This is a genomic window from Pseudomonas sp. BJa5, assembly GCF_030272875.2.
Classification (GTDB): Bacteria; Pseudomonadota; Gammaproteobacteria; order Pseudomonadales; family Pseudomonadaceae; genus Aquipseudomonas.
The window spans coordinates 40,356-50,731 of the sequence record NZ_JALRNG020000044.1 but is presented as its reverse complement, the minus strand read 5'-3'; the positions used below and the strand labels follow the sequence as shown (position 1 = coordinate 50,731).

The 10,376-nt window shown below is 64.1% G+C and carries 11 protein-coding genes; 5 read left to right on the top strand and 6 right to left on the bottom strand.

Annotated elements, in window-relative coordinates:
- Window positions 1-821 (bottom strand): type VI secretion system Vgr family protein (locus M2D63_RS21995; protein WP_285865141.1); only part of this gene is annotated, 821 nt, incomplete at its 3' end.
- 197 nt (window positions 822-1,018) lie between these two features.
- Here M2D63_RS21995 and M2D63_RS21990 point away from each other — a divergent pair.
- The 4 genes from M2D63_RS21990 (at window position 1,019) to gltS (ending at window position 4,422) form a co-directional block, all read left to right on the top strand.
- Window positions 1,019-1,330, top strand: a complete 312-nt coding sequence (locus tag M2D63_RS21990) for an NIPSNAP family protein (protein WP_285865142.1) — start codon at window positions 1,019-1,021, stop codon at window positions 1,328-1,330.
- Window positions 1,331-1,482: 152 nt separating this feature from the next.
- On the top strand, window positions 1,483-2,208 hold the full coding sequence (locus tag M2D63_RS21985; RefSeq protein WP_285865140.1) for an IclR family transcriptional regulator: 726 nt from the start codon (window positions 1,483-1,485) through the stop codon (window positions 2,206-2,208).
- Between the two features lie 20 nt (window positions 2,209-2,228).
- A complete protein-coding gene (gene hutG, locus M2D63_RS21980) occupies window positions 2,229-3,167 on the top strand; it encodes a formimidoylglutamase (RefSeq protein ID WP_285865139.1) in 939 nt (312 codons plus the stop codon).
- Between the two features lie 46 nt (window positions 3,168-3,213).
- Window positions 3,214-4,422, top strand: a complete 1,209-nt coding sequence (gene gltS, locus M2D63_RS21975; protein ID WP_285865138.1) for a sodium/glutamate symporter — start codon at window positions 3,214-3,216, stop codon at window positions 4,420-4,422.
- 216 nt (window positions 4,423-4,638) lie between these two features.
- Here the strand turns inward: gltS and M2D63_RS21970 are convergent, their stop codons facing one another.
- The 5 genes from M2D63_RS21970 to M2D63_RS21950 form a co-directional block, all read right to left on the bottom strand.
- Window positions 4,639-5,490 carry a proline/glycine betaine ABC transporter permease gene (locus M2D63_RS21970; protein WP_285865137.1) on the bottom strand — a complete coding sequence of 284 codons (852 nt, stop codon included), beginning with the start codon at window positions 5,488-5,490 and terminating at the stop codon, window positions 4,639-4,641.
- Entirely contained in the window at window positions 5,477-6,337 is an 861-nt protein-coding gene (locus M2D63_RS21965; RefSeq protein ID WP_285865136.1) for a proline/glycine betaine ABC transporter permease, read from the bottom strand. The genes M2D63_RS21970 and M2D63_RS21965 overlap by 14 nt, the downstream gene beginning before the upstream one ends.
- Entirely contained in the window at window positions 6,334-7,446 is a 1,113-nt protein-coding gene (locus M2D63_RS21960) for a glycine betaine/L-proline ABC transporter ATP-binding protein (protein WP_285865135.1), read from the bottom strand. The genes M2D63_RS21965 and M2D63_RS21960 overlap by 4 nt, the downstream gene beginning before the upstream one ends.
- 75 nt (window positions 7,447-7,521) lie before the next feature.
- A complete protein-coding gene (locus tag M2D63_RS21955; protein WP_285865134.1) occupies window positions 7,522-8,373 on the bottom strand; it encodes a glycine betaine ABC transporter substrate-binding protein in 852 nt (283 codons plus the stop codon).
- Window positions 8,374-8,538: 165 nt separating this feature from the next.
- Window positions 8,539-9,231 (bottom strand): GntR family transcriptional regulator, encoded by a 693-nt coding sequence (locus M2D63_RS21950; protein ID WP_285865133.1) that lies wholly within the window; start codon window positions 9,229-9,231, stop codon window positions 8,539-8,541.
- Window positions 9,232-9,598: 367 nt separating this feature from the next.
- On the opposite strand from M2D63_RS21950, the gene M2D63_RS21945 reads away from it, so the two are divergent.
- Window positions 9,599-10,321, top strand: coding sequence for a GntR family transcriptional regulator (locus tag M2D63_RS21945; protein WP_285865132.1), 723 nt, complete (start codon window positions 9,599-9,601; stop codon window positions 10,319-10,321).
- Window positions 10,322-10,376: the final 55 nt, after the last annotated feature.

Sequence of the window (10,376 nt, the reverse complement as noted above, 5' to 3'; positions counted from 1 at the left end):
GTGGTGAGCGCGCCGCGGGTGTGGTCGATTTCACCGTCGAGGTAGGCATGGGCCTGGCGGTGGTCGTAGGCGCGGATATTGACCTGTTTTTCGACCACCCGGTGGCTGGCCTGCAGTTGCCAGACGGCGTCCTGCTCGCCGCTGCTCAGGCCCGACGGTGACAGCAGCGGCAGTTCGAGGCCGAACTGGTAGTGGCGGGTGTCGTCGTGGAACTCGACCACTTCGATGCGCAGGCGGTCGTCGCTGCTGAAACGGTACCAGATGCCGACCTCGGCCAGCAGCCGGCTGATGAAGGCCAGGTCGCTTTCGCCGTACTGCATGACCTGTTCGCGCCGCGGGTATTCGCGGGCCAGGGTGAAGAGGAAGTCCTCGCCGCGAAAGTCGTGGCGCTCGCGCAGGATTTTTTCGACGATCTGCGGCACCGACTGGTCCTGGTAGATACGGTACTGGCGGCCGAGGCCGAGTCGGGCCAGGCGTGGTTGCAGGGTGACCTGGTAGCGGGCCTCGTCACGGGAGGCGGACAGGCGCTCGAAGGCGCCGATCACCCCGTAGCAGGTGCGCAGCGGTTTGATCTCGGGTTCGGGCAGGCCCAGGGACGGTAGCTGTTGCGGCCGCGGTTGCAAGCTGAAGCAGGCGCTGCGGCCGAGCAGTTGCTCGGCGGCCAGGTCCAGCTCGGGGCAGGTGAATTCGATCTGGTAGCGGTACGGCTGGCTCAGGTGCTCCTTGCCGTCGAAGGCCAGCACGTCGAGTGCGCTGTCGAGGCGGGAGACCTGGAGGCGGTGGCGGTTGTGGTCGAACAGCAGGCCGATGGCGGTGGACACGGTGGCGAGCCTCCCTGGCAGGCGGATTTACAGGGGGCGTGGTTTCCACCCTGGTCACGGTGCCGGGAAGCCTTGCATGGCGTTACTTTGAGTGGATATGGGAAATATCCTGTGTTGAAGTAGGGCGTTTCTTTGATGGCAATATCGACTCGAGCGTTGAAAACGGAATTCCCTTGAACCTCACAGAGAACACCACCATGGTCACCTGCTACCTGCGCTACGTCCTCGACCCCTACAAACTCGCCGAGTTCGAACACTACGGCAAACTCTGGATCCCCCTGGTCGAGCGCTTCGGCGGCCAGCACCATGGCTACTTCCTGCCCAGTGAAGGCGCCAACAATATCGCCCTGGCGATGTTCACCTTCCCGAGCCTGGCCGAGTACGAGCGCTATCGCCAGGACTCGATGAAGGACCCTGAGTGTCTGGCGGCCTTCCAGTACGCCCAGGACACAAAGTGCATTCTCAGCTACGAGCGGTCGTTCTTCCGTCCGGTATTCGGCAAGGACTGATCCACCGGCAAGGCGCTGGTGGTCAACACCACTGGCGCAGCCCCCACCGTCAGCAACCCCTCGTCGCCTTTTGACAGGATTTTTCCCACTGCGTGGGAATCCTGTTTCACCCTTTGGGAAAACCCTGTGCACCATGGTCACAAGGAGCCCAAATGAACTACACCACCCCGACCGATCGCCTGCTGCAGATTCTCGTCGCCCTCGGCCAGGCCCATGAAGCCGTGTCGGCCAAGGAGCTGAGCCTGCAGCTGGAGCAGCCCTTGAGCAGCACCTACCGGCACCTCAAGACCTTGCTGCGCTGGGGCCTGGCCGAAGACAACGGCCATGGCCGCTACCTGCCGGGGCCGGCGTGCCTGCAACTGGCGAAGAAGTTCGACCGCGAGGCGTTGCTGGTGTCGCAGGCCAAGCCCGAGCTCAAGCGCCTGGCCGAACTGAGCCAGGAAAGCGTGGCGCTGATGGTGCCGAGCAATGGCCAGGCCATCTGCATCGAGCTGATCGACAGCCCGCAACCGCTGCGCTGCTGCTATCAGAAGGGCCTGGCCCAGCCGCTGCTGGTGGGGGCTTCGGCGCGGGTGCTGCTGGCTCATATGGAGCCAGAGCGGTGCCAGGCGATCCTCAGCGAGCACGGCGTGGACGCCGAAGGCTATGAGGCCTACCAGCACAGCTTCATTGCCATTCGCGCCCAGGGCTACGCCGTGAGCCTGGGCGAAATCGACGACGGCATCTGGGGCGTCAGCGCCCCGGTGCTCGACAGCCGCAACCGCCTGCATGGCGCGATCAGCCTGATGGCCCCGGCCGTGCGCGCGGCCCAGAACAGCGAGCGCCTGACCCGCTGGACCCGTGAAGTCGCCCTGCGCGTAGGGGCGCGGCTGGACTGAATCAACCTGGAGTACCTTGCATGAGCACCAACCTTTCCTTGCCGATCTGGCAGGGCCGTATCGATGCTGCCGAAGGATCGTCCGCCCTGCGCTGGCATCAATGGGTGCAGCCCTACGATAGCGAGCAACCGGCCGGCACCGCGCTGGTGGGGCTGGCTTGCGACGAAGGGGTTACCCGCAACCAGGGCCGCAGCGGCGCCCGCCAGGGGCCGCCGGCGCTGCGCAAGGCGCTGGCCAACCTGGCCTGGCGCGGCGAGCGCCCGGTCTACGACAGTGGCGATATCGTCTGCCTCGGCACTGACCTGGAGGGCGCGCAGCACGCCTATGCCCGTCGTGTCTGCCAGTTGCTCGACCAGGGGCATCTGCCCCTGGGGCTGGGCGGCGGTCACGAAATCGCCTATGCCAGCTTCCTTGGCCTGGCCGAGCACCTGCGCAAGCACGAGGCACGTCCGCGCATCGGCATCCTCAACTTCGATGCTCACTTCGACCTGCGCCACGCCGCGCAGAGCAGCTCCGGCACACCGTTCCGGCAGATCGCCGAATACTGCGAGCAAGCGGGCATGACCTTCGACTATTGCTGCCTGGGCGTGAGCGAGCTGAACAACACCCAGGCCCTGTTCGACCAGGCCGAGCGCCTCAAGGTGCGCTACCGCCTGGACCGGCAGATGCAGCCGTGGACCATTCCGGCCCTCGAAGCCTTTGTCGATGAGTTCCTCGCAAGCATCGACCACCTGTACCTGACCCTGTGTCTGGACGTGCTGCCCGCCAGCCAGGCCCCCGGCGTCAGCGCGCCCTCGGCCCATGGCGTCGACCTGATGGTGGTCGAACACCTGGCCCGGCGCGCCAAGGCCAGCGGCAAGCTGCGCATGGCCGACGTCGCCGAACTCAACCCCGGTCTCGACCAGGACCAGCGCACCGCCCGCATAGGGGCGCGGCTGCTGGCCAGTCTGGTCGACTGAAACCCCGAACCAACGCTCACCCGTATAAAAACAAGAGTGCTTACCCATGCTGACCCTGCAACTCGATGCATTGACCACCGTCGCCCTGGCATTACTGCTGCTGGCGATGGGCGCGAAACTGAAAAAGCACAGCCACTGGCTGCGTCAACTGTGCGTACCGGCCCCGGTGATCGGCGGCTTCGGCTTTGCCCTGGCGGTGTGGCTGCTGCGTGACCAGCAGTGGCTGGACATCAAGCTCGACACCGCCATGCAGACCCCGCTGATGGTGTTGTTCTTCACCACCGTGGGCCTGGGCGGCAGCCTCGGCCTGCTGCGCCAGGGCGGCAAGATCCTGTTCATCTACCTGGGCGCCTGCTGGGGCCTGGCGCTGCTGCAGAACGTGGTTGGCGTGAGCATGGCCAAAGTGCTGGGCATCGACCCGCTGCTGGGGATCATGGCCGGTGCCGTGTCGCTGGAAGGCGGCTTCGGTGCGGCGGCGGCCTTCGGGCCGATTGCCGAAAGCCTCGGCACCGCCGGCGCCACCACCGCGGCACTGGCTTCGGCGACCTTCGGCATGGTCGCCGGCGGCCTGCTCGGCAGCCCCCTGGCGCGCTACCTGATCGACCGCAAGAAGCTGGTGGTGCAGACCGACCAGGCCGATTCCCTGCAAGCCCTGGAAAAAGCCAGCGAAACCCTGAGCGTGCCTCTGGACGCCAGCGTATTCCTGCGCCTGCTGACCTGCATGCTGGTGATCATGGTGATGGGCTTCTGGATCGGTGATGCCCTCAAGGCGCACCTGGGCATCGTTTTGCCGGTGTATGTCGGCGCCATGTTCGTCGCCATCGTGCTGCGCAACTTCAACGACCGTGCCCGCCTGATCGAGATCCCCGACAATGCGGTGAGCACCATTGGCGACATCAGCCTGGGCATGTTCCTGACCATGGCGATGATGAGCCTGAAGTTCTGGGAGCTGGAGCAACTGGGCCTGCCGCTGCTGGTGATCCTGGTGGTGCAGGTGGCGATCATGGTACTGCTGTGCGTGTTCGTGCTGTTCCGCCTGTTCGGTGGCAACTACGACGCCGCGGTGCTGTGCGCCGGCTACATGGGCCACGGCCTGGGCGCAACGCCGAACGCGGTGGCCAACATGGGCGCCATCTGTGACCACTACAAGGTGTTCTCGCACAAGGCCTTCATCATCGTGCCGCTGTGTGGCGCGGTGCTGATCGATATCGTGGCCTTGCCGTTGATTACCTGGTTCATGAACGCGTTCAGTTGATTGAAGGGTGTGGATCGCGGGACAAGCCCACCCACCAAGTTCGGGCCATGCCGAGAATCATTGTGGGAGCCGGCATCGCCGGCGATGGGCTGCACTGGCAATCGGGGATGGCGATCGCTGCGCGGTCGATCGCAGGCTTCGCCAGCTCCCACAAAGACGGTACCTCCTACCTGTGTGGGAGCGGCGGTGCGATGAATCGATTTGCCCCGCGATGGGTCATACCGGATTACGCGCCGTACGCTTCTCCAGCGCGCCGCGCGACAGGCGATCGAGCAACAGCGCCACCGCGACGATCGCCAGGCCCGCACGCAGGCCCAGGCCCATCTCCATGCGGGTCAGGCCACGGGTGACTTCCGCGCCCAGGCCACCAGCCCCCACCAAGCCGGCCAGTACGACCATGGCCAGCGACAGCAGGATGCACTGGTTGAGCCCCACCAACAGGGTGGGCATGGCGCAGGGCAGCTCGATCTTGAGCAGGATCGTCCGTGGCCTGGCGCCCGTGGCCTGGCCCAGCTCCAGCAGGTCCTTGGGCACCTGGTTGAAGGCCAGGGTGGTCAGGCGCAGCATGGGCGGGATGCCATAGATGATGGTGGCGATGATCGCCGGCACCTTGCCCAGGCTGAACACCATCACCGCCGGAATCAGGTAGACCCAGGGCGGCACGGTCTGCATGACGTTGAGCACCGGGCCGAGAAAGGCCTCAAGGCGTTTGACCCGCGCCGCGACGATACCCAGCGGGAAGGCGATTGCCACGGAGATCAGCACCGACACCGAGACCAGCGCAATGGTCTGCATCGAGGCGGTCCAGAAGCCGCTGATCCAGCAAAAACCCAGCATGCAGGCGGCCAGCAGCCCGGCGCGGCGACTGATGAACAGGGCCGTGACGCCGGTGATCAGGACGATCATGGCCCAGGCCGGCAGGGCCAGCAGCCCCCCTTCGATAGCCCCCAGCGCCGCCTCGATAAAGCGGCTGATGGCAGCGAACAGCGGGTGCAGGTTGGCGTTGAGCCAGTCGACTGCCGGGGCCAGGTAGCTGCCCGGGGAGAAGGTGATGTCAGTGAGTGTCATGGCCAACCCTCCGGGTGGTGCGCGTTGTGCTTTGTGCCAGGCGATCGAGGATCAGGGTGAGGATGACGATGGCGATCGCGGCATTGATCGAACGGGCGATATCCAGGGTGCGGATGGCGCCGTAGATCACTTCGCCCAGGCCGCCCGAGCCGACGATACCGGCGATCACCACCATGCCGAAGGCCATCATCAGGCTCTGGTTCACACCGGTCATGATGCTCGGCAGGGCGAAGGGCAGGCGGATCTTGAAGAACTGTTGCCAGGCACTGGTACCGCTGGCGTGGCCCAGTTCGAGGAAGACCTTGGGCGTCATGCTGATGCCCAGCGCGGTCAGGCGCAGCACCGGTGGCACCGCGACAATGAACGTGGCGACCAGGGCAGTGGCGGTGCCATAACCGAGCAGGGCGATGGCCGGCAGCAGGTAGATGTAGGGCGGAAGGGTCTGGATCAGGTCCAGTACCGGTTCGAAGAGGCGCTTGAGGGGCGCCGACAAGCCCGCCGCGACGCCCAGCGGAATCCCCACCGCCAGGGCCAGGAGGGTTGCGGTCAACACCAGTGCCAGGGTGCTCATGGTCTCGGCCCACAAGCCCATTACCGCGCACAGCCCCAGGGCCAATGCCGCGCCGATGGCAAAGCGCAGATGCCGGGTCAGGTACCAGGCCAGCAGTCCGATCAACAGCGCCATGACCGGGAAGGGCGCCAGGCTGAACAGCCAGTACACGGCCTGGTACAGGCCCTTGAGCAGCTCATCGAACAGGTCGAACACAGCGGCCCCATTATCCGACAGCCACTCCAGCGCGCCATCGACGTGGGCGTCGAAGGCGTCGGCAAAGTCATCAGGGTTCATAGCGACTTCTCCAGCTGCGTGACAGGCTGATCGAGCCCTTCGTGCTCGGACGAGCCCTGCACCCCGCGCAATAGGTCGCGCTGGGTGACGATGCCGACTACCACGCCCTCCTGGACGATGCCCAGGGCATCCTGGCCGCAGCGCACCATCAGGTTGATCAAGGTGTCGAGATCGCTTTGCGGGCTGGCGCTGGCGAGGCTGGCCAGATCGACCTCGGGATGCGCGGCGCGGTAATCGGCCGGCGAGGTCATGATCGAGTGCGCCTTGACCAGGTGCAGCCGGGAGATGCCGGCGACGAATTCCGCCACATAGTCATCGGCCGGGCTCAGCACGATCTGTTCGGCGGTGCCTTCCTGGATGATCACGCCATCCTTCATGATCGCGATGCGGTCGCCGATGCGGATCGCTTCCTCCAGGTCATGGGTGATGAACACGGCGGACTTGCCCAGCGACTTGGTCAACTGGCGGAACTCGTCCTGCAGTTGCCGACGGATCAGCGGGTCGAGGGCGCTGAAGGGTTCGTCCATGAGGATGACCTCAGGGTCGGAGGCAATCGCCCGGGCCAGGCCGACCCGTTGCTGCATGCCGCCGGACAGTTCGTCCGGATAGCGGGCAGCCCAGTCGCCGAGGCCGACCTTGGCCAGTGCCCGCTCGGCCACGGCGTGGCGTTCGGCCTTGCCCACGCCTTGCACCTCAAGGCCGAACGCGGCGTTTTCCAGCACCGTGCGGTGTGGCAGCAGGGCGACGCTCTGGAACACCATGCCGATGTGCTTGGCCCGTACCTCGCGCAAGGTCGCGGTATCGAGCTTGGCGATATCCTTGCCCTTGACCAGCACTTCGCCGGCGGTGGGGGTGATCAGCCGGTTGAGCAGGCGGATCAGGGTGGACTTGCCACTGCCCGACAGGCCCATGATGCAGAAGATCTCGCCGCGGCGTACCTGCAGGCTGACGTCCGAGACGCCGACCACACAACCGAAATCCTGCAGGATCTGCTTCTTCGACAATCCCTGGTCGCGGTAGGCCTGCATGGCGGCAGGGGCCCTGTCGCCAAACACCTTCCACACGGATCGGCAATCAACCAGTACTTCTTCAGCGTTATTCGTATTCATATCGCACCCGACGAACCAGAGGTTTCTGGTTTGTTCTTGTCAGTTCAAGTTCGGCAGTGGCTGTAAAAGGACAACTCAGTACTTTTTAATGTTGTTCCAGCGCTTGAGCAGCTCGGCGTGGCTGTCGGTCCAGTCCTTGATCGCCTGGTCCATGGACTTGCCATCCTTGACCGCGCCATTGATGGCGGTGATGTCGGCCAGCGGCACATACACGCCGGCAATCACTTCACGCGCCTGCGGGTTGTTCGCCGAGAAGCCTTTCTGGCCGATCCAGTAGTAGCCCTGGGGCGGGGCGAAGGCGCCCTTGGGGTCCTTGAGGAACTTGACGTCGAACTTCTGGAACATCCACGACGGTTCCCACAGGGTCACGGCGACCCATTCCTTGCGGTCAACGGCCGACTTCAGGGCGGCGGTCATGGCTGCGGTACTGCCTTCGAGCAGGTTGAGTTTCAGGCCGTATTCTTTGACGGCCGTTGCGGCTTCGCTCATCAGCCCCGAACCGGGCTCGATGCCGACGATCTTGTTGCCGAACTTGTCAGCCTGCTCGTTGAGCTGCTCCAGCGAGTCGATGGTCACGTACTTGGGCACGGCGATGGCCTGGTAGAGGCCGTGGGACACCGGTGAGATCTTCTCCAGCTTGTTCTTGTTCTTGTTCCAGTAGTCCTGGGCCACATAGTCGATCTGCGAAGCGAGGACCTGCACATCGCCCTTGCTCAAGGCGGCGTAGGCGATGCCCCATTCGGAGAAGGAGGTGACATTGACTGTGTAGCCTTGATCTTCCAGGGCTTTCTTGGTGATGCCGGTGATCGGGGTAAGGTCTTCCCAGGACAGGGTGCCCATGTTGATGACCTTTTCCTCGGCCTGTACCTGGGCGATGCCCAGGCCGACCAGTGCCAGTGTGCAGAGTGCCTTGCAAAAGCGATTCATAATGAAGCTCCTGTTGTGGTGTCGGTTGGGGCCTGCAGGCCCCGTGTTGTTATTGAATTTCACCTGCCTGCGCCGAATCCGGCGCAGGGTTCACCCCGCAGGCTTCTTGCCGCGTACCGTGCGTGACTCCTGTCGTCACCGGTTCAGAAAAAGGTGGCTGCGCTTTCAGCCAAACCTGTCATCGATCAGTGCGTCGGCATTGATGGACTCGGGCGCGATGAACATCTGCATGTTTCCCCGCGACAGTTCCCAGTGCTCGAACACCAGGTCGACCACGGCAGACTCATCGTGTTTGCCGAAGGCCTCGATAAAGGCGTCGTGATGCTCGACGGCCAGCACCAGGTGCTGTTCCATCTGTTCGTTGCGCGGGCGGAAGAAGGTATGGCCGATGCGCGCATGGTCGATCAGCAGGCGCCCCAGGCTGGGCTCCAGATAAGGGTTGCCGGACATCTCGCCCATGATCTGGTGGAAGCGGTTGTTCTCCACCACCATCGACAGCGCGTCGTGGCCCAGGCTTGCGCGACGGAAGCGTTCCTGGGTGGCCTTGAGGTCGTTGAGCTGGCCCGGCTTGAAGTTCTGCACCGCCAGCCGGCCGATCGCCGCATAGACCATGGGCGCCACCAGAAAGAAATTCCTCAGGGTCGAATGGTTCATCGGTGCGACCCGGGCACCGCGGTTCTCTTCAATGGCCAGGTAGCCTTCGCCGGCCAGGCGGCGGAACACTTCCCGTACCGGGGTGCGCGAGAGGCCGTAGCGTTCGCTCAGGCCCAGTTCGTCCAGCACCTGGTCCGGGTCCAGCTCCATGGTCAGGATCTGGCGTTTCAGATCCTCGTACAAATCGCTCTTGCCACTTCTCACCTTGGAACCTCCGTATGCGACGGACTACCCGGATTCGTTGACTTCCAGAGCAGACTCGCACGGGTTTTCGAAGCGGTCAATCGAATTGTATTCTTTGTGTATACCGATAGAATTCTGGAAAAATACACGCAGGCCGCGGTTTCTCTAGGCTTTTCATCGATCTACGCGCGGCCTGCGTAACCGGGTCGCCGGCGCGAACGGAAATGTACCTGTCGCGGGCGGACAAAAGGTTGCCAAACCCCCATAAGCAGGGGACATTCGCCAGGGAAACCGTTCATCGAATCAGCTGTAGACACATTGTCTAACGCTGCCCTATAGTCATTATACAAATTGTAGACACAGACCTATGACCACTAAGAAGGCTGCCATGAAAGCCACCGCTGATGTCCAATCGACCACCGCTGAAGTGCCCCAGGACCGCAAGGGTTTGCTGGCCGACGCCCTGCGCCGGCGCATCCTGAGCATGGAGATGGCGCCAGGCGCGGTCGTCGACGAGTTGGCCTTGAGCGACGAGTTCGGCCTGTCGCGACCGCCGGTGCGCGAGTTGCTGCGCCAGATCGCCGCCGAGGGCTACATCGAGCTGGAGGCCAACCGCGCCCCGCGGGTGGCGGCCATGAACCACGATTCGTTGCACAGCTTCTTCCTGGCCGCACCGCTGATCTACATCGCCACCACGCAGCTGGCCGCCACCCACGCGACCGCGGCCGAAATCGAGGCGCTCAAGGCTATCCAGGCCCTGTTCCGCAAGGCGATCCAGGAGCAGGACGTGGAGAACCGCGTGCTCTACAACGACGAGTTCCACCTGGAGATCGGCAAGATGGCGCACAACGACTACCTCATGCCCAGCCTGCGGCGCCTGCTGATCGACCACACCCGGCTGGGCAAGATTTTCTACCGCCACCCGACCACCGACGACATGCAGCGCGACCTGGAGCTGGCCTGCGACCAGCACGACCAGATGATCGAGGCGATCGAGCGGCGTGATCCGGAACGGGCCGGGCAGCTGGTGCGTGCCCACTTCGAGCTGTCGCGTCGACGCATGGCCGAATACGCGGCGCCGGAGGGCATGGATGTGGCGCTGGTCTTCTGAAGATTGAAATCCCGGGCCCGGGGTTTCGACCCAGGGCCCGGGGGGATTGAACGCT